Origin of the sequence: Micromonospora purpureochromogenes, assembly GCF_900091515.1 — a bacterium.
Taxonomy (GTDB): domain Bacteria; phylum Actinomycetota; class Actinomycetes; order Mycobacteriales; family Micromonosporaceae; genus Micromonospora; species Micromonospora purpureochromogenes.
The window spans coordinates 2,529,162-2,548,008 of sequence record NZ_LT607410.1 but is presented as its reverse complement, the minus strand read 5'-3'; the positions used below and the strand labels follow the sequence as shown (position 1 = coordinate 2,548,008).

Annotated in this window: 17 protein-coding genes and 1 pseudogene; 8 read left to right on the top strand and 10 right to left on the bottom strand. The window is 74.5% G+C overall.

Annotation, left to right across the window (positions count from 1 at the left end; all coding sequences use genetic code 11):
- Positions 1-321: 321 nt before the first annotated feature.
- A complete protein-coding gene (locus tag GA0074696_RS11920) occupies positions 322-600 on the top strand; it encodes a hypothetical protein (protein ID WP_088961166.1) in 279 nt (92 codons plus the stop codon).
- Here the strand turns inward: GA0074696_RS11920 and GA0074696_RS11915 are convergent.
- The 6 genes and pseudogenes from GA0074696_RS11915 to GA0074696_RS11895 form a co-directional block, all read right to left on the bottom strand.
- Entirely contained in the window at positions 593-1,198 is a 606-nt protein-coding gene (locus GA0074696_RS11915) for a Trp biosynthesis-associated membrane protein (protein WP_088964512.1), read from the bottom strand. The two genes, GA0074696_RS11920 and GA0074696_RS11915, sit on opposite strands and share 8 nt — an antisense overlap.
- 8 nt (positions 1,199-1,206) lie before the next feature.
- A complete protein-coding gene (locus tag GA0074696_RS11910; RefSeq protein ID WP_088961165.1) occupies positions 1,207-2,760 on the bottom strand; it encodes an anthranilate synthase component I in 1,554 nt (517 codons plus the stop codon).
- A 58-nt stretch (positions 2,761-2,818) separates the two neighbouring features.
- A complete protein-coding gene (gene hisI, locus GA0074696_RS31770; RefSeq protein WP_407940606.1) occupies positions 2,819-3,316 on the bottom strand; it encodes a phosphoribosyl-AMP cyclohydrolase in 498 nt (165 codons plus the stop codon).
- Positions 3,317-3,391: 75 nt separating this feature from the next.
- Positions 3,392-3,715: pseudogene (locus GA0074696_RS31765) on the bottom strand (phosphoribosyl-AMP cyclohydrolase); the annotation flags it as partial.
- A gap of 512 nt (positions 3,716-4,227) precedes the next feature.
- Positions 4,228-5,232, bottom strand: a complete 1,005-nt coding sequence (locus GA0074696_RS11900) for an aldo/keto reductase (protein ID WP_088961163.1) — start codon at positions 5,230-5,232, stop codon at positions 4,228-4,230.
- The gene (locus tag GA0074696_RS11895) at positions 5,229-5,615 is read right to left on the bottom strand and encodes a MerR family transcriptional regulator (protein WP_088961162.1); all 387 of its coding nucleotides are present in this window, start codon (positions 5,613-5,615) and stop codon (positions 5,229-5,231) included. The genes GA0074696_RS11900 and GA0074696_RS11895 overlap by 4 nt, the downstream gene beginning before the upstream one ends.
- Positions 5,616-5,721: 106 nt before the next feature.
- On the opposite strand from GA0074696_RS11895, the gene GA0074696_RS11890 reads away from it, so the two are divergent.
- The 3 genes from GA0074696_RS11890 to GA0074696_RS11880 all read left to right on the top strand — a co-directional run bounded on the left by GA0074696_RS11890 (position 5,722) and on the right by GA0074696_RS11880 (position 8,105).
- Positions 5,722-6,465: an ABC transporter ATP-binding protein gene (locus tag GA0074696_RS11890; RefSeq protein ID WP_088961161.1), complete on the top strand. Its 744-nt coding sequence runs from the start codon at positions 5,722-5,724 to the stop codon at positions 6,463-6,465.
- Between the two features lie 291 nt (positions 6,466-6,756).
- Positions 6,757-7,512: an ABC transporter permease gene (locus tag GA0074696_RS11885; RefSeq protein ID WP_088961160.1), complete on the top strand. Its 756-nt coding sequence runs from the start codon at positions 6,757-6,759 to the stop codon at positions 7,510-7,512.
- A complete protein-coding gene (locus tag GA0074696_RS11880; protein ID WP_088961159.1) occupies positions 7,509-8,105 on the top strand; it encodes a TetR/AcrR family transcriptional regulator in 597 nt (198 codons plus the stop codon). Before GA0074696_RS11885 ends, GA0074696_RS11880 begins: the two co-directional genes overlap by 4 nt.
- Positions 8,106-8,108: 3 nt before the next feature.
- Here GA0074696_RS11880 and GA0074696_RS11875 read toward each other — a convergent pair whose 3' ends face one another.
- Positions 8,109-8,858 (bottom strand): DUF2470 domain-containing protein, encoded by a 750-nt coding sequence (locus GA0074696_RS11875; RefSeq protein ID WP_088961158.1) that lies wholly within the window; start codon positions 8,856-8,858, stop codon positions 8,109-8,111.
- Between the two features lie 69 nt (positions 8,859-8,927).
- Here GA0074696_RS11875 and rpsD point away from each other — a divergent pair, with 69 nt between their 5' ends.
- A complete protein-coding gene (gene rpsD / locus GA0074696_RS11870; RefSeq protein ID WP_088961157.1) occupies positions 8,928-9,539 on the top strand; it encodes a 30S ribosomal protein S4 in 612 nt (203 codons plus the stop codon).
- Positions 9,540-9,607: 68 nt separating this feature from the next.
- Here rpsD and GA0074696_RS11865 read toward each other — a convergent pair whose 3' ends face one another.
- Both GA0074696_RS11865 and GA0074696_RS11860 read right to left on the bottom strand, forming a co-directional pair.
- A complete protein-coding gene (locus tag GA0074696_RS11865) occupies positions 9,608-11,407 on the bottom strand; it encodes an ABC transporter ATP-binding protein (RefSeq protein ID WP_231925336.1) in 1,800 nt (599 codons plus the stop codon).
- Positions 11,408-11,580: 173 nt separating this feature from the next.
- The gene (locus tag GA0074696_RS11860) at positions 11,581-13,458 is read right to left on the bottom strand and encodes an ABC transporter ATP-binding protein (protein WP_088961156.1); all 1,878 of its coding nucleotides are present in this window, start codon (positions 13,456-13,458) and stop codon (positions 11,581-11,583) included.
- Positions 13,459-13,638: 180 nt separating this feature from the next.
- Here GA0074696_RS11860 and GA0074696_RS11855 point away from each other — a divergent pair, with 180 nt between their 5' ends.
- From GA0074696_RS11855 to GA0074696_RS11845, 3 genes are all read left to right on the top strand, one after another.
- Entirely contained in the window at positions 13,639-14,268 is a 630-nt protein-coding gene (locus GA0074696_RS11855) for a TIGR03085 family metal-binding protein (protein WP_088961155.1), read from the top strand.
- Positions 14,269-14,508: 240 nt separating this feature from the next.
- A complete protein-coding gene (locus tag GA0074696_RS11850) occupies positions 14,509-15,450 on the top strand; it encodes a terpene synthase family protein (RefSeq protein ID WP_088961154.1) in 942 nt (313 codons plus the stop codon).
- A gap of 138 nt (positions 15,451-15,588) precedes the next feature.
- A complete protein-coding gene (locus GA0074696_RS11845; RefSeq protein WP_088961153.1) occupies positions 15,589-17,415 on the top strand; it encodes an AMP-dependent synthetase/ligase in 1,827 nt (608 codons plus the stop codon).
- A 57-nt stretch (positions 17,416-17,472) separates the two neighbouring features.
- On the opposite strand, the gene GA0074696_RS11840 is transcribed toward GA0074696_RS11845, so the two are convergent.
- Complete coding sequence (locus tag GA0074696_RS11840) at positions 17,473-18,810, bottom strand: low temperature requirement protein A (protein WP_088961152.1); 1,338 nt, start codon at positions 18,808-18,810, stop codon at positions 17,473-17,475.
- Positions 18,811-18,847: the final 37 nt, after the last annotated feature.

Genomic DNA, 18,847 nt, shown 5'->3' with positions numbered 1-18,847 from the left:
GCCGACTTCCGGTGAACGCGGTGTCACGCAGCGCCACGATGCCCGTCGACCGGCCCGCACGCCCCGCTCCCCGGTCGTCGCTCGAGCATCCACCGTGGCCCATGGACCATGAGAGCACGGGCGCCCGGTCCCCGCAGCACGGCGACGCCCGTCGATGCTGTGACGAAGGTCAAGGAAGAACGGCCCTACCCTGGTCGTTCGCTCCGACGGACAGTTGATCCGGCCGTCACCACGGTGAAACGTGAGCCGGGCAGCCTGTCCACCGGGCAGACTCGATGACGCGCCTGCCGAGACGTCGGACTCCTCCTGCGGGGTGACCTCATGAGCACGACCGGGCCGAACTCCACCGCCATCGGACTGACCACCCTTTCCCGCACCGTCGCCTCGTTGGCCGTCGGGGTGGTGCACACCCTGGAACGCGCCGTGGTCGGCGAGGGTCGGGTGCGTACCGCGCGCGGCAACGCCTGGGAGGCGGTCTGCGCCGACCGGGCCCGCGCCGACCAGCGGGCCGAGCTGGACCGCCTGGTGGCCGAACTGGCCGCCGCCCGGGCCGCGGCCCGGGACCGCCGCGAGGTCCGCGAGCGCCAGCCGGTCAGCTGACCGTCGGGTCCTCGCCCCGGTCGAGGGCGTCCCACGCCTCGCGGGTGCCCCGCTCGGTGCCCGGACGCCCGTCGGCCCCCGCCGGCGCCTCGGCGCCGGCGTGCCGCTCGTACCGGGCGCCCATCGCCGGCCAGCGCTGACCGCGCGCCGCGGTGAGCCCGCCGCCGAGCGCCGCCAGCACCCCGCCGAGCAGGCAGAGCGCCGGCCACTGCCGGCTCACGTCGCCGTCGAACGCGGCGACCAGCCCGTACCCGCCGCCCGCCGCCACCGCCGCGCCGAGCAGGGCCAGCAGCCCGCCCAGCAGGCGCCGGACCCGGCCCCTGGTGGCCAGCACCGCGCCGCCCCCGGCCAGCCCGACCAGCGCCAGCGCCGACAGCCACGGCAGCAGGTCCGCGCCGGTGCGGCCCTGCCGCGCCGAGGGCAGCGACCCACGCGGGGTCACCTCCACCGACCAGGTCCGGGTCGCCGCCCAGAAAGCCAGGCCCGCGCCGGCCAGGCTGAGCAGCACCGCGTACGTCAACTCGCGCCGGCCCGAGGCGGCCGGCGTACCCGCTTCGGCGGGGGTGTCCGGCGCCGCGGGCGTCGCCGGACCGCTCACCGGGCCGCTCACCGGGCCGGCCGGAGGGTTTCGGCGGCGGCGATGGCGGCGAGCACCGCGGCGGCCTTGTTCCGGGTCTCCTGGTCCTCGCCGGCGGGATCGGAATCGGCCACCACCCCGGCCCCGGCCTGCACGTACGCCCGCCCGTCGCGGATCAGCGCGGTGCGGATGGCGATCGCCATGTCCAGGTCGCCGCCGAAGCCGAAGTACCCCACGGTGCCGCCGTAGATGCCGCGCCGGACCGGCTCCAGCTCCTCGATGATCTCCATGGCGCGCACCTTCGGGGCACCGGAGAGGGTGCCGGCCGGGAAGGTGGCGGCGAGCGCGTCGAAGGCGGTCCGGTCGTCGCGCAGCGTGCCCACCACGGTCGAGACGATGTGCATCACGTGGCTGTACCGCTCGATGGTGGCGAACTCCGGCACCTCCACCGTGCCCGGACGGCACACCCGGCCCAGGTCGTTGCGGCCCAGGTCGACCAGCATCACGTGCTCGGCCCGCTCCTTGGGGTCGGCGAGCAGTTCCGCGGCGAGCCGGGTGTCGGCGTCCGCGGTGGCGCCGCGCGGCCGGGTGCCGGCGATCGGGTGCAGCAGCGCCCGCCGCTGCCCGTCCGGGCCGGCGTTGACCTTCAGGTGCGCCTCCGGCGACGAGCCGACGATGTCGAAGCCGTCGAAGCGCAGCAGGTACATGTACGGGCTGGGGTTGGTGGTGCGCAGCACCCGGTAGACGTCCAGCGGGTCGGCGCGGGTGTCCCGCTCGAAGCGCTGGGCGAGCACGATCTGGAAGCACTCGCCGGCGCGGATCGCCTCCTTGGCCGCCTCGACCGCCTTCGGGTAGCCGCCGTCCGGGGTACGGCTGGCCACCTCGCCGACCGGCGGCCGGCCCACGGTGGAGATCATGGGCGGAATCGGTCGGGACAGCGCGGTGGTCATCGCGTCGAGCCGCCCGACCGCGTGGTGGTACGCCGCCGCGACCAGCGGCTCCCGGTCCGGCGCGTCCAGCGGCGGCAGCACCGCGTTGGCGACCAGGATCGCCGAGCCGTCGTAGTGGTCGAGCACCACCAGGTCGGTCGCGAGCATCATGCCCAGCTCCGGCACCCCGAGGTCGTCCTCGGTCAGCTCGGGCAGCCGCTCGAAGCGCCGGATCAGGTCGTAGCCCAGGTAGCCGACCATGCCGCCGGTCAACGGCGGCATGTCGCTGGCCGGGTCCCAGACCGGACCGGCCAGGGCCTCGACGGTCTCGCGCAGCACCTCGACCGGGTTGCCGGAGGACGGCACGCCGGCCGGGGGCTGGCCGGTCCAGACCGCGACGCCGTCCCGCTCGACCAGGGTCGCGCCGCTGCGCACGCCGATGAACGAGTACCGCGACCAGGACATCCCGGCCGAGCCGACGCCCTGCTCGGCGGACTCCAGCAGGAAGGTGCCCGGGCCGCCGGCGAGCTTGCGGTAGACCCCGACCGGGGTCTCCGCGTCGGCCAGCAGCCGCCGGGTCACCGGCACCACCCGCCAGCGGGCGGCCAGCTCGGTGAAGCTGCCCAGGTCAGGGCTCAGGGTGCCGTCGGTCATCGCCGGGCCTGCCTCTCGTCCGCGCCGGCGCGGTCCGGCCGCGCCCCGCTGTCCGCGCTCACCGCTGGGTCCCCGCGCCGCTGACCGGCAGCTCGGTGAAGAAGCAGGTGCGGTGCCCGGTGTGACAGGCCGCCCCCACCTGGTCGACGCTGACCAGCAGCGCGTCACCGTCGCAGTCCAGGGCGACCGAGCGGACGTACTGGTGGTGCCCGGAGGTGGCCCCCTTGACCCAGTACTCCTGCCGGCTGCGCGACCAGTAGGTGGCCCGGCCGGTGGTCAGCGTGCGGTGCAGCGCCTCGTCGTCCATCCAGGCGACCATCAGCACCTCGCCGGTGTCGTGCTGGCGCACCACCGCGGCGACCAGGCCGTCGGGGGTGCGGCGCAGCCGGGCGGCGATGGCCGGATCGAGGCGCGACGCGCGCACCGCGCCGGCGTCGCTCGGGGAAGAGTCAGTCACGGGCACAGTGACCCATTGTCCCGCACGCGGTGCGGGGACCTGCGGGCCGTACCCGCCCCGGCTCGCGGCCCGGGCGAGCTGGGCGACGTAGCGGTCCAGCCGCCCGTCGACGAGCGCCGCGGCCAGGTCCGGCCCGGCCACCTCCGCGACCCGGTCGGCGTACGGGCGGACCAGCGGGACGACTCCGGCGACCAGCCGCCCCGCGGCGGCCCCGAGCTGGCCGGTGGAGGCGGGGCGCAGCCCGAGGCAGAGCAGCATGTCGTCGCGGTAGCCGGGCGGGGCGACCGGCAGCGCGAGCGCGGCGGCGAAGGCGGCCCGCCGGGACACCACCCGGACGCTCGGGTTGGCCAGCCGCAGCACCGAGGGACAGAGCCGGGCCAGGTCGGCGGCGGCCAGCCGTACCCCGAGGTGGTCGCCGGCGGCGCGGGCGCCGGCCACCTTGCCCAGCGTGGCGACCAGCTCCTCCAGCCGGGGCTGGTCGGCGGGCTGGCAGAGCACCGGCAGGTCGATCCGGGGTCGCCAGCCCTCCTCGGCCCAGAGCAGCCGGACCGGCGCGGTGACCGGCAGGCCGAAGGCCCAGTCGGCCGGCTCGCCGAGCCGGTCCACCCAGGAGCGGACGTCGCGGGCGGCCACCGACACGTGCACCAGCCGGCCGTCCACCTCGACCAGGTACGCCTGCCGCGCGGCGTACGGGGTGCGGCCGGTGCCGGTGGACCGGCCCGTCGTGCCCGGCGTGGGCGGGGCGGGCCGGTCGTCGTCGGCGACGAGCACGTCGAGGTCGACGTCGCTGTGTGCGGTGGCAGCCCGTCGGGCGTGGCTGCCGCGCAGCAGGATCCCGACGACGGGGCGTTCGGCGCCCTCGCGCAGCCGGGTCGCCCAGTCGTCGAAGAAGGTGCCCGCCAACAACGGAGCGTGATCCACTACGCCATCGTGCCGTGTGCCCCATCGGGCCGCAATGCCCGATGACGGACACGGTGTCCGATTGACGGACAACCTGTCCGATCAGGAGGCTAGTGCCCGACGGTTCGCATTGATGCCTCGGGATACCTTTCGCCGGCCACCGCGCCGACGGGAACGGCCGCACCCAGCCGGTCCCGCTGCTCCGGGGTGAGCCGGATGTCGGCCGCTGCGGCGTTCTCCTCCAGGTAGCGGACCCGCTTGGTGCCGGGGATCGGCAGGATGTCCTCACCCTGGGCCAGCAGCCAGGCCAGCGCGGCCTGGGCCGGGGTGCAGCCGATCTCCTCGGCCACCGCGCGCACCGCCGCGACCAGCCGCAGGTTGGCGTCGAGGTTTCCCTCGGCGAAGCGCGGCACGCCGGCCCGCCAGTCGTCGGCGGCGAGCTGGTCGCGCCCGCTGATCGCCCCGGTGAGCAGCCCTCGCCCGACCGGGGAGTACGCCACCAGCGCCACCCCCAGCTCCCGGCAGGTGTCCAGCATCTCCCCCTCGACGTCCCGGGTGAACAGCGAGTACTCCATCTGCACCGCGGTCACCGGGTGCACCGCGTGCGCCGCCCGCAGCGTCGCCGGGCTCACCTCGCTGAGCCCGATCAGGCGGACCTTGCCGGCCTCGACCAGCTCGGCCAGCGCGCCGACGGTCTCCTCGATCGGCGTGCGCGGGTCGCGCCGGTGCAGGTAGTACAGGTCGATGGTGTCCACCCCGAGCCGGCCCAGTGAGGCGTCGCAGGCCTCCCGGGCCCAGGCGGCGCTGCTGTCGACGTACGCGCCGGGGGTGCCGGTGCCGCCGAAGCTGTCGCCGCTGGTGCGATTGCCGAACTTGGTGGCCAGGAAGACCTCGTCGCGGCGGGCCCGCACCACCGGGGAGAGCAGCCGCTCGTTGGCGCCGGCGCCGTACATGTCGGCGGTGTCCAGGTGGTTGACGCCCAGGTCCAGGGCCCGGTGCAGGGTACGGGTGGATTCCGCGTCGTCGCGGCCGCCGTAGGCGAAGCTCATCCCCATGCAGCCCAGCCCGATGGCCGAGACCTCGGGGCCGGTGGCCCCCATCCGTCGACGGATCATCGGCCCTCCTCGGCTCGGCGGTAGAGGTCGATCTTGTAGTTGAGCACCTTCAGGTCCTCCTCCAGTTCGGCCATCCGGGCCAGCACCCGGGCCCGGTGCGCCTCGAACAGCGCCCGCCGGGCGCCGAGCGTGCGGTCGCCCTGGCGGGCCAGTTCGGCGTACCGGCGCATGTCGCGCACCGGCATCCCGGTGCGGCGCAGCCGGGTGAGCAGGAGCAGCCAGTCCAGGTCGGACTCGGTGTAGCGGCGGCGCCCCGCCGAGTCCCGACCGACCGGGGCGACCAGCCCCTCCTGCTCGTACCAGCGCAGCGTGTAGGTGGTCAGGCCGACCCGGGCCGCCGCCTCGCCCACGGAGAGGGCCGGTTCCTGCGTGCTGATGTCCACGCCACCCAGGCTTCCAGTTCGAGAGCACTCGAAGTCAACCATTGCGCCGGTCCGGGTATCTCATCTAGCGTTGAGTTCAACAGCTGATGAGTTTTGGAGGTGGGCGGTGGAGGACGCGATCACGGTCCGCGACCTGGTCGTCGACCGGGGCCGGCGAAGGGTGCTGCACGGCATCGACTGCACCGTCCCCCGGGGCTCGGTGACCGGGCTGCTCGGGCCCAGCGGCAGCGGCAAGACCACCCTGATGCGGGCGGTGGTGGGGGTCCAGGTGATCGACTCGGGCACGGTCACCGTGCTCGGCCGGCCGGCCGGCTCGGCCGACCTGCGCCACCGGGTCGGCTACCTGACCCAGGCGCCCAGCGTCTACGCCGACCTGACCGTCCGGGAGAACGCCCGCTACTTCGCGGCGTTGCAGGGCCGGCACGGGGCCGACGCCGATCGGGCGGTCGCCGACGTCGGGCTGGCCGACGCGGCCACCCAGCTGGTCGGCACCCTCTCCGGCGGGCAGCGCAGCCGAGCCTCGCTGGCCTGCGCCCTGGTCGGCGACCCCGAGCTGGTCATCCTCGACGAGCCGACGGTCGGCCAGGACCCGGTGCTGCGGGCCGACCTGTGGGGCCGGTTCCACGAGATGGCGGCGGCCGGCACGACGCTGCTGGTGTCCAGCCACGTGATGGACGAGGCGGCCCGGTGCGACCGGCTGCTGCTGATCCGGGAGGGCCGGCTGGTCGCCGACGACACTCCCGACGCGATCCGGGAGCGCACCGGGGTCGACGACCTGGAGGAGTCGTTCCTGCGGTTGATCCGGTCGAGCGAGGCGGGCCAGCAGCCCGCCGGCAAGGAGGCATCGTGAGCGCGAGGAGTGAGCCGGGCCTGCGAGCGCCGCAGTCGCGAACCGAGGAGGCATCGTGAGCGCGAGGAGTGAGCCGGGCCTGCGAGCCCCGCAGTCGCGAACCGAGGAGGCATCGTGAGCGCGAGGAGTGAGCCGGGCCTGCGAGCCCCGCAGTCGCGAACCGAGGAGGCATCGTGAGCGCGAGGAGTGAGCCGGGCCTGCGAGCCCCGCAGTCGCGAACGGAGGAGGCATCGTGAGCGCGAGGAGTGAGCCGGGCCTGCGAGCCCCGCAGTCGCGAACGGAGGAGGCATCGTGAATGCGCGGATTCTGACCGTCACCATCGGGCGCATCCTGCGCCAGCTGCGGCACGACAAGCGCACGGTGGCGCTGCTGGTGGTGGTGCCCACGGTGCTGCTGACCCTGGTCTACTACATGTACGCCGACCTGCCCACCGCCCCCGGGCAGCCGTCGACCTTCGACCGGATCGCCCTGATCATGCTGGGCTTCTTCCCGTTCATCGTGATGTTCCTGGTGACCAGCATCGCGATGCTGCGCGAGCGCACCACCGGCACGCTGGAACGGCTGCTCACCACGCCGCTGCACAAGCTCGACCTGCTCTTCGGCTACGGCATCGCGTTCGGGCTGGCCGGGGCGGTGCAGGCGGCCATCGCCGCCGGCGTGGCGTACTGGCTGCTCGGGATGGAGACCGCCGGCAGCGCCGGGCTGGTCATCCTGGTCGCGGCGCTGAACGCCGTGCTGGCCGTGGCGCTCGGGCTGTTCTGCAGCGCCTTCGCCCGCACCGAGTTCCAGGCGGTCCAGTTCATGCCGGTCGTGGTCGCCCCGCAGCTGCTGCTCTGCGGGCTCTTCGTGCCGCGCGGCCAGATGGCCGGCTGGCTCCAGGCGGTCAGCGACGCGCTGCCCCTGTCGTACGCGGTCGAGGCCCTGCAGGAGGTCGGCGCGCACGCCGAACCGACCGGCACCATGTGGCGGGACGTGGGGATCGTCGCCGGCGCGGCGGTGGCGGCCCTGGTGCTCGCGGCGGCGACCCTGCGGCGGCGCAGCGGATGACGCGGCGCCGCACCGGCCGGCGCCCCGGCAACCCGGACACCCGGCAGGCCATCCTCGCGGCGGCCCGGACGACCTTCGCCGAGCGCGGCTTCGACGCGGCCTCGATCCGGGTCATCGCCACCGCGGCGGGGGTCGATCCGGCCCTGGTGCACCACTACTTCGGCAGCAAGGAGGAGCTCTTCCGGGCCACCGTCGAGATCCCGCTGGACCCGGCGGAGCTGCTCCCCGTGGTGCTGGCCGGCGGGGTGGACGGCGTCGGTGAGCGGCTGGTCCGGACGTTCCTCGGGGTGTGGGACTCGCCGGCCGGCAAGGCGGCGGTGGCCCTGCTCCGCTCGGCGGTCAACAACGACTGGACCGCCCGGCTGCTGCGCGAGTTCCTGGTCACCCAGGTGCTGCGCCGTGTGCTCGACCACCTCGACATCCCGCCGGCGGAGCTGCCGCTGCGCGGCTCGCTGGTGGCCACCCAGATGATCGGCCTGGCCATGATGCGGTACGTCATCCGGCTGGAGCCGGTGGCCTCCGCGGACCCGGAGACCCTGGTCGCGGCGCTCGGCCCGACGGTGCAGCGCTACCTCACCGGCGACCTGGCCTGACCGTCAGCGCCCGTCGGCCGCCGGGCGGGCGCCGGCCGCGCGCGGGCAGAGCATCGGGTGCAGCAGCCGGGACAGCTCCGCCGGGTCGGCCACCGGGTGCGGGAAGGCCAGCCGGGCCCGCCGCCGGTCGCCGGGCCCGCCGTACGCGACCACCAGGCCGTACCGGTCCAGCCGCACCACCCGGGGCCGGCCGCCGGCGAGGTCGAGGTGGCCGCGCAGGTACGCGGCGACCTGCGCCTCGTGGTGGTCGGTGAGGTCGGCCAGCAGCTCGGGCTCGATCGTGTGCAGCGGGTCCGGCTCGGCGGCGGCGTACTCCCCGGGGTCGACGCGGCGCACGGAGTCGGCGCCCTCCAGGCGGGCCTCGACCACCTCGAAGCGGTGCAGGCGGAACCGGGTGCCGACGTCGAGCAGGTCACCGGTCGGGTCGACGGCCGCGAAGTCGGCCGCACCGCGCCGGGCCTCCGCGCCCCGCAGCGGCACCGCCCAGCCGGAGACCCAGGCCCGACCGAGCGACGGCGCACCCGGCGCCGGCGGCAGGTCCAGCACGTCGAGCACCACGGCGACGTCGTCGTCGGCCCCGGGGTCCAGCTCGGCGGCGAGGTCGCTGACCACCGACACGAGCATCAGCACCCGTCCCTCCGGGTCGGTGGCGTGCCGGACGTGGTACGGGCCCGGGCGGTGCGCGAGGTGCACCAGACCGGGGAGCCGACCGGCGACCAGGGTGCGGACGATCTCGGCGGGGCTCGGTCCCATCGGGGCACCTCCTATATAGGTTAGGCTTACCTAAGTAGCACCCTAGAACACCCGAGCGGAGACGTCCACGTGAACCACCCCCGCCCCAAGGCCCGCCTCTCCCGGGCCCTCGGCATCCCACTGACCCGCAAGTGCGTCCAGTACCTCGAACGCCGCCCCTACCCGCCGGGCGTGCACGGCCGGGCCCGCCGGCGCACCTCCGACTACCAGGTGCGGCTGCTGGAGAAGCAGCGGCTGCGGCACCAGTACAACGTCAGCGAGGTGCAGCTGCGCCGCGCCTTCGACGAGGCGGCGCGGGGCGCCGGCAAGACCGGCCAGACGCTGGTCGCGCTGCTGGAACGGCGGCTGGACGCGGTGGTGCACCGCGCCGGCCTGGCCCGCAGCATCTACCAGGCCCGGCAACTGGTCGCCCACGGGCACCTCACCGTCGACGGGCGCAAGGTCGACCGGCCGTCGTACCGGCTGCGGCCCGGTCAGGTGGTCGCCGTCCGCGAGCGGAGCCGGCAGCTGCCGCCCTTCCAGCTCGCCGCCACCGGGGCCAACGCGGACGACGGGCCCGGCCGGCCGTACCTCTCGGTCGACCTGACCGGCCTGCGGGCCACCCTGCTGCGCGAGCCGGCCCGGCACGAGGTGCCGGTGGTCTGTGACGAGCAGCTGGTGGTCGAGCACTACTCCCGGTGAGCCGACCGGATCCGGCGCGCGACGCGCCGGATCCGGCTCAACGGGTCTGCTGTATCGGGCTCAACGGGTCAGCGGGTCTGCTCCAGCCAGGAGGCGAAGAGCAGGCCGTAGACCGACTCCGGGTCGCGGACCAGCTCGTCGTGCGGGCCGCGCTGCACGATCCGGCCCCGGTCCACCACGATCACCTCGTCGGCCGCCTGCGCGGTGGAGAGCCGGTGCGCGATGGCCAGGGTGGTCCGGCCGCGGGTCACCGCGTCCAGGGTGCGCTGCAGGCGTACCTCGGTGGCCGGGTCGACGGCACTGGTGGCCTCGTCGAGGACCAGCAGGTCCGGGTCGGCCACGTAGGCCCGGGCGAGCGCCACCAGCTGCCGCTCCCCCACGCTCAGCGACTCACCCCGCTCGCCGACCGCGGTGGCCAGGCCCGACGGCAGGCCGTCCAGCCAGTCGGCCAGCCCCAGCTCGGTGAAGGCCGCGGTGAGTTCCGCGTCGGTCAGCTCGGGGCGGGCGAAGCGGACGTTGTCGCCCACCGTGGCGTCGAAGAGGAAACCGTCCTGCGGCACCATCACCACCCGGGCGCGCAGCGAGTCGAACCGCACCCGGTCCAGCGGCACCCCGGAGAGCAGCACCTGCCCGTCGGTCGGGTCCATCAGCCGGGTGAGCAGCTTGGCGAAGGTGGTCTTGCCGCTGCCGGTCTCGCCGACCACCGCCACCCGGCTCTTCGCCGGGATGTCCAGGGTGACGTCGTGCAGCACCGGCGGACCGCCCGGGTACGCGAAGGTCACCCCGGCGAAGCTGATGTCCAGCGGGCCCGGCGGCAGCTCCCGCCCCTGCTCGCCGGGGTCGGCCACGTCCGGCGCGACGTCGAGCACGTCCAGCACCCGACGCCAGCCGGCGATGGCGTTCTGCGCCTCGTTGAGCACCTCGGTGGCGATCTGCACCGGCTGGATGAAGAGCGTGACCAGGAACAGGAACGCGGTGAGCTGGCCGATGGAGAGCGAGCCGTCCACGCCGAGCAGCACCCCGAGGACCACCACGCCGGCCAGCGCCAGGCCGGCGGCCAGCTCCCCCACCGAGCTGCCCACGATGCTGATCCGGATCGCCCGCTGCTGGGCCTGCCGCTGCCCCTCGATCGCGGTGTCGAGCCGCCGGGCGGTGCGCCCCGCGATGCCGTACGCCCGGATCACCGGCGCGCCGACCACGCTCTCGGCGATGGCGCCGAGCAGGGTGCCCATCCGCTGCCGGACCACCCCGTAGGCGGCGCCGAGCCGGCGCTGGAGCAGCCGGATCACCAGCACCGCCGGCGCGAAGGCGACCAGCACCACCAGGGTCAACTGCCAGGAGTACGCCAGCATCACGGCCGTGGTGACGACGAGCTGACCGAGGTTGACGAGCAGGATCACCCCGCCCCACTGCAGGAACTGGGTGATCTGGTCGACGTCGCTGGTCACCCGGGAGACCAGCGACCCGCGCCGCTCGGACTGCTGGTGCAGCATCGACAGGTCGTGCACGTGCCGGAACGCCCGGGTCCGGACGTTGGCCAGCGCGGTCTCGCTGACCGTGAACAGCCGGCGCATCATCAGGTAGCCGCAGGTGGTGGTGACCACCAGCACGGCCGCGGTGATCGTGACCACCCGCCACACCACGGCCAGGTCCAGGCCGCCGACGATGCCGCCGTCGATGCCGCGCTGCACGGCGACCGGCACGGCCACCCGGCCGACCATGTAGACCAGGGCCAGCGCCAGGGTGCCGGCCAGCCCGGTCCGCAGTTCCGGGGAGAGCGCCAGCCCGCGCCGCAGCGTCCGCCAGGTCGTCTCGGAACGCTCCTGCGGCTCCTCACGCCGCTCCGGCTCCACCGTCGTCGCGCTCACCGGGCCGACCTTTCGTTCGCGACTGCGGGGCTCCGCTCCGCTGCACTCCTCGCGCTCACCGGGCCGACCTTTCGTTCGCGACTGCGGGGCTCCGCTCCGCTGCACTCCTCGCGCTCACCGGGCCGACCTTTCGTTCGCGACTGCGGGGCTCCGCTCCGCTGCACTCCTCGCGCTCACCGGTCCACCTCGATCTCCAGGCCCGAGGTCAGCGGCGCGACCTCGTCGTACGTGCGGTTCTGCTCGCGTTCCTGCTCGGCCTGCTCGTACGCGGTCACCAGGTCGGCGTAGCCGGGCACGGTGGCGAGCAGCTCGGTGTGCGTGCCCCGGGCCACCACCCGCCCCTGCTCCACGTAGATCACCTCGTCGGCGAGGGCGATGGTCGCCCGCCGGTACGCGACCACCAGGATCGACGCGGCGGCGCCCTGCCCCCCGGTCGGGGCGCGCAGTCCGGCCAGGATGGCCGCCTCCACCCTCGGGTCGACGGCGCTGGTCGCGTCGTCGAGCACCAGCAGCCGGGGCCGGCCGGCGAGCGCCCGGGCCAGGGTGAGCCGCTGCCGCTGCCCGCCGGAGAGCGAGGTGCCCCGCTCGCCGACCATGGTGTCCAGCCCCTCGGGGAGTGCGGCGACGAAGCCGTCCGCCTCGGCCAGCCGCAGCGCGGCCCACACGACCTCGTCGCCGATGCCCGGCCGGTCCAGGGTGATGTTGGCCCGCACGGTGTCGTCGAAGACGAACGGCACCTGCGCGACCAGGGCGACCGTCGCCGCCAGCGAGTCCGCGGCCAGCTCGCGTACGTCGACGCCGTCCAGGGCCACCGTGCCGACGCGCGGGTCGACCAGGCGCACGGCCAGCGAGGCGATGGTGGACTTGCCGGCGCCGGTCGGGCCGACCAGGGCGACCGTCTTCCCGGCCGGCACGGTGAAGGTGACCTCGCCGAGCACCTCCGTGCCGGGCAGGTGCGCCTCGGCCGGCTCGTACCCGAAGCAGACGTCGGCGAAGGCCAGCGTGGCGGGTGTCGGCTCGGCCGGGGCGAGCCGACGCTCGCCGTACGGCATCTCGCCGGTGGCGTCCAGGACCCGGCGGACCCGGTCCCAGCCGGCGACGCTGCGCGGCAGCTCGGCGAGGACCCAGCCGATGGCCCGCACCGGGAAGGCCAGCACGGTGAAGAGGAAGGCGACGCTGACCAGCTCGGCGACGCTGATCGCGCCCGCCCGCAGCCGGAACGCACCGACCACCAGCACGGCGAGGGTGCCGAGGCTGGGCAGCGTCTCCAGCAGCGGGTCGAAGACGCCGCGCAGCCGGCCGACGGAGATCAGCGCGTCGCGCAGCTCGCCGGCCCGGGCCGAGAACCGGGCGGTCTCCTCGGCCTCGCGGCCCATCGTCTTGACCACCAGGGCGCCGTCGAAGCTCTCGTGGGCGATGCCGCTGACCTCGGCGCGCAGCCGCTGGGCGCGGGCCTGCCGGGGTGCCATCCGCCGGGAGTAGACCACGTTGAGCGCGAAGAGCGCCGGGAAGACAGCCAGCCCGACCAGGGCCAGCGCCCAGTCGGTGAGGAAGAGCGAGACGACCGCCCCGACCAGCATGACCAGGGTGCCGACCGCGAAGGGCAGCGGGGCGATCGGGTACCAGGCCGCCTCCACGTCCGAGTTGGCGTTGGACAGCAGGGTGCCGGTGGCGTTGCGCTGGTGCCAGGCCAGCGGCAGGTCGAGGTAGCGGCGGGTGACCCGGCGCCGGTAGGCGGCCTGGAGGCGGAACTGCATGTAGCCGGCGCCGAGCCGGCGGCCGAAGATGCCCACCACCCGCAGCACGCTGATGCCGAACAGCGCCGCCGCGGCCAGGGCCAGCGCGCCCGTCCCGACGGAGCCGCGGGCGATGGACGGCACCACCACCTCGCCGACCACCGCGCCCACCACGTACGCGCTGGCGATGACCATGAGGCCGAAGAGCACGCTGCCGCTCACCGCCACCGCGAAGATCCGCGGTTGTTCCCGGATCGCCCGGCCGAGGACCGACAGTCCCCTGCCGAGCACGTCCCGACTTGTCCCGCTCGCCACACTGTCCCCCGCCGTAAGCCGCCCTGTTCCCCCTCATCCTTACCGCTCCCGGCCACCTCCGCCGACCCGGACCCGGTATGTCCGCCGTCACGTGCCCTCTGGCACACTCCGGCGCGCCCCGGTCACCGCGGCACGCGCTCCGGCGCGCCGACACCGGCCGGCGCGCCTACGATCACCCTCATGCCGCGGTACGCCCGATCGGAGCGCGAGGCGCTCGTCGATCTCATGCTGGAGCTGGGACCGGACGCACCGACCGTCAACGAGGGGTGGACGACCCGCGACCTCGCCGCCCACCTGGTGGTGCGCGAGCGTCGCCCGGACGCCGCCGGCGGCATCGTGCTCCCGCCGCTGCGCGGGTACGCCGAGCGGGTGCGCCGGCGGGTCGCCGCCCGCCCCTGGGCGGAGCTGGTCGGCCTGGTGCGCCGCCCGCCGCTGTGGAGCCCGGTGAGCAACCCGCTCACCGACGAGCTGGCCAACACCCTGGAGTTCTTCATCCACCACGAGGACGTCCGGCGGGCCGCGACCGGATGGCAGCCGCGTGACCTGCCGGCCGGCCTGCGGGCGCGGCTGTGGAAGCCGGCCGCCCTGCTGGCCCGGGCGGCGTTGCGCCGGTTCCCGGCCGACCTGCTGGTGCAGGCGCCCGGCCACGGCGAGCTGTCGGTGGGCCGGGGCGGCGAACGGCTCCGGCTGGTCGGGTCGCCGGGCGAGCTGGCGCTCTTCCTCTCGGGCCGGCAGCGGGTGGCCCGGGTCCAGGTCGACGGCTCCGCCGGCCTCGCCGACCGGCTCCGCCACGCCTCGCTCGGCCTCTGACCTCCGGACCCGACGCCGTCCGGCTGGCTGGACCGGCGCGGCCAGGTGATCAGAAGTGCTGCTCGGCAGGTCGACCGATTCCGACCAGAGCCGGACGATTGCCGCCAGCGGCGGGTTCCGGGTGTGCGAAACCGGCCACGAGGAGTTTTCCCACCATGCGCGCCGAGCGATTCCCGCCAATGTGAGGTGTCGTACTCTTCTGCCCGCCGATCCCGTTCCGGGCGGCGGACAGGGGGCACCATGCGCGGCATCGCCGGGTCGGGACTGCACGAGCCCCCCTTCCCCGCCCGGCGGCACTCCGCCACCGGCCGGGTCGCCGCGGAGAGCCTGACCTGGGCCCGGAGCCTCGGGCTGGTGGAGGACGGGCCGCGCTGGCACCGACTGCGGGCCGCCGACGCCGCCGAACTCGCCGGCCGGGCCTGCCCACGGGCGCCGGTGGACCGGCTGCGGCTGCTCACCGACCTGATCACCTGGCTGTTCGTGGTGGACGACAGCTGCGACGAGGACGACCTCGGGGCCGAGCCGGGCCGGCTCGCGCCGACCGTCGGCGCGCTGCTGGACGTCCTCGACCGGCACGGCGCCGACGGCGGGGCGGCGCCCGCCGGCGGGCCGCTGGGCATCGCGCTGGCCGACATCTGTCGGCGGGTACGCGCGCACCGCCGTCCGGCGCTGCTGCTGCGACTGGTGGCCGAGTTGCGGGAGTACCTGCTGGCCCTGCTCTGGGAGGCGGCCAACCGGCAGCAGCAGCGGGTGCCGGAGCTGGCCGAGTACCTTCAGCTGCGCCGGCACACCGGCGGCGTACGCCCCAGCCTCACCCTGACCGATCTGGCGTACGACGTCCGGCCCGGCCGGGGAGGACGCACCGACCCGGCGGTGCTCGCCCTCGACGACCTCACCACCGACCTGGTCTGCTGGTGCAACGACCTCTTCTCGCACCGCAAGGAGCTGCGCGGCGCGCCCGACCCGCACAACCTGGTCACCGTCATCGCGGCCGGCACCGGGCAGGACGTCGACGCCGCCGTCCGCACGGCGGCCGGACTGTTCAACGACCGGCTGGACCACTACCTCGTCGGTGAGGCGGCGCTGGCCGGTGACCCGGTCCTGGCACCCTTCCTGGAGGTGCGCCGGTCCTGGATCCGGGCCACCTACGACTGGTCGCTGCGGGCCGTCCGGTACGCCTGAGCGTTCCACCTCGCGGGACACGGTCGGCTCACCGCTTTCGGGGCTAGCCGATGCCCCGGTGCAGGCAATACTCTTCGGTAACCGCAGAACGGCGTGACCCCCGTCACGTCCATCCACCCCCTGAAGGCGGCTACAGCGATGGCTCTCGATGTACCGTACCGTTCCATTCCCGACATGTTCCTCAAGCGCGTGGCCGCCACCCCCGACCGGCACGCGTTCGCCCACCCGGGCCCGGACGAGTCCGGCCCCGTCTGGCTGACGTGGGAGCAGGTCGGACAGCGGGCCAAGGCGGTCGCCGCCGGCCTGCACGCGCTGGGCGTCGGCCAGGAGGATCCGGTGGCGATCCTGGCCAACACCCGGCTGGACTGGGTGATCGCCGACTTCGGCATCATGTGCGCCGGCGGCGCGACCACCACGGTCTACCCCACCACCGAGCCCGAGGACGCGGTCTACATCATCGCCGACTCCGGCTCCCGGGTGCTCTTCGCCGAGAACCCGGCCCAGGCTGCCAAGATCGCCGGGGCGGAGCTTCCCGCGCTCACCCACGTGGTGCTCTTCGACGGCGCCGTCGACCCGGCCGCGGCCGTACCCCAGCTCACCCTGGCGGAGCTGGAGGAGCAGGGCGCGGCGCGACTGGCGGCCGAGCCGGACCTGATCGAGCGGCTCGTCGCCCCGATCGGCCCGGAGCACCTGGCCACCCTGATCTACACCTCGGGCACCACCGGCCGACCCAAGGGCGTCGAGCTGCTGCACGGCGGCTGGTGCTGGGAGGGCGTGGCGCAGGCCGAGATGGGGCTGCTGCGCGACGACGACCTGCAGTACCTCTGGCTTCCGCTGTCGCACTCGTTCGGCAAGACGCTGCTCTGCGGCGCCACCCACGTCGGCCTGCCGACGTACGTGGACGGGCGGATCGACAAGCTGGTCGACCTGCTCAGCGTGGTGCGGCCGACGCTGATGTGCGGCGCGCCCCGGGTCTTCGAGAAGGTCTACAACAAGGCCGTCACCACGGCCCAGAGCGCCGGCGGCGCGAAGGCGAAGATCTTCGCCTGGGGGGTCCGCGTCGGCAAGGAGAAGGTCGCGCTGGAGCAGGCCGGCCAGCCGGTCCCGGCGGGGCTGAAGCTGAAGTACGCGCTGGCCGAGAAGCTGGTCTTCAGCAAGCTCCAGGCCCGCCTCGGCGGCCGGATGCGGGTGCTGGTCTCCGGCGCGGCGCCGCTGAGCAAGGAGATCGCCACCTTCTTCGCCGCCGCGAACCTGCCCATCTCCGAGGGGTACGGCCTGACCGAGACCAGCGCCGGCAACTTCGTCAACCCGCCGGAGGGGCTGCGCATCGGCACCGTCGGCCGGGCGATGGGCGACCTGGAGTGCCGGATCGACACCGACGGCGAGATCCTGGTCAAGGGCACGCCGGTGATGCGCGGCTACCACAACCTGCCCGAGGAGACGAAGGCCGCGTTCACCGAGGACGGCTTCTTCCGCACCGGCGACATCGGCAGCCTCGACGACGACGGCTACCTGCGGATCACCGACCGCAAGAAGGACCTGGTCAAGACCTCCGGCGGCAAGTACATCGCCCCGTCGCACATCGAGGGCATGTTCAAGGCGATCTGCCCGTACACCTCGCAGGCGATCGTGATCGGCCAGGCCCGCAACTACTGCACCATGCTGGTCACTCTGGACCCGGACGCGATCAAGGGCTGGACGGCCGGCGGACCGCTGGAGGGCCGGGACTACGCCGAGGTCGTGGCCTCGCCCGAGGCGAAGGCCATGGTCGAGGAGTACGTCGCGCAGCTCAACGCGAAGCTCAACCGGTGGGAGACGATCAAGAAGGTCACCATCCTGCCGCGCGACCTGACCATCGAGCACGGCGAGGTGACCCCGTCGCTGAAGATCAAGCGACGCGGCGTGGAGACCAACTTCGCCGCCGAGATCGACAAGATGTACGAGGGCACGCTGGCCGAGATCTGACCGCCTCGGGTGGCCGTGGCCGGTAACCTCGCCAGGCACGGCCACCCGGGCGTCCGCTCACAGGTGCTCGCCCCGCCACCTGCTCTGCTCGGCCTCCGACGCCTCCTGCTCCGCCAGCGCCACCTGCCGGGTCCGGCGCCGGCGGGGGCCGTCGACCATCGTCTGCGCCCCGGTGGAGGCGCCGCAGACGAGCGCCAGCAGCCCCACCGCGGCCAGTTCGGGCACCCGGCTGGACAACGGCCCGAGGGCCGCGAGCAGCACCACCGTCGCCAGCGGCACCCACCGCACCTCGCCCCATGTCCGCCACCCCAGCCCGGCCAGGCCGAGCAGGTAGACGGCCACCCCGCCGTGCAGCACCAGCACCCAGAAGCCGCCCAGCGGCTCCCCCCAGGCCGGCGTGCCCGGCTCCGCACCCTCGGCCAGCAGGTCCTTGAGCCCCAGGGCGACGAAGATGATCCCGGCGATCAGCGGCAGGTGCAGGTAGGTGTACGCGTCCCGGGCGAGGCGCGCCCGCGCGGCGGGTTCCCGGATGCCGTGCAGCGCCTGCTCCATCGCCAGGGCGAGGGTGTCGAAGTAGGCCCACCACAGCGCCGAGACCACCGCGATGCCGAGCACGGCGGCCGCCATCACCGGCCAGGTCAGCGGCAACTCGGTGACGAACCGCGGGCCGAAGCCCAGCGCGATGACCGACTCGCCGAGCGCGACCAGCACGATCAGCGCGTGCCGTTCCGCCCAGTGCCCGGCCGACAGCACCGCCCAGTAGGCGCCACGCAGCAGCACGCCCGCCCCGTACTCGACCAGGAGCGCCGACGACCAGAGCAGCAGCCGCAACCACCTCTCGGCGGCGTCGTCGGCGACCCGGTGCGGCACCAGGGCGGCGGTGACCAGCAGCGCGGTCGCGATCACCGGCGGGCTGGCCAGCAGCAACCACCGCCGGCGGCGGGCCGGGTCGGGCCACTCCACCCAGCCGAGGACCGACAGCTGCGACATCCGGACCAGGAAGTAGCAACCGGCGAAGACGAGCGGGCCGTTCAACCCGCCCGGCCGGTCCACGAACGCCTTGGGCATGCTGAGCGCGAGCAGGAAGGTGGCGGCCAGGGTGACGAAGCCGATCAGCGGCAGCACGCCCTGGTCGGTGCGGACCGCGTTGCCGACGATGGCGAACCCGGTCCAGCACCACCAGAGCAGCGACAGCACCAGCAGGCAGCCGATCAGGTTGGGCACCGACGGCCGGCTCGACGTCACCGTGGTGACGGTGAGGAAGGCGAACACGAAGACGACGTCGTAGTACAGCTCCAGCCGGGTGGTCCGGGACCCCGGCGCGCCGGGGCGGACCCCGCGCGACCAGCGTTGGCCGCCGCCCGCCGCGCCCGGCCGCCGGTCCGCTGCCCCCACCCCCGCAGTGTCCCAGCAGGCCCGGCGTGGCCGGGGT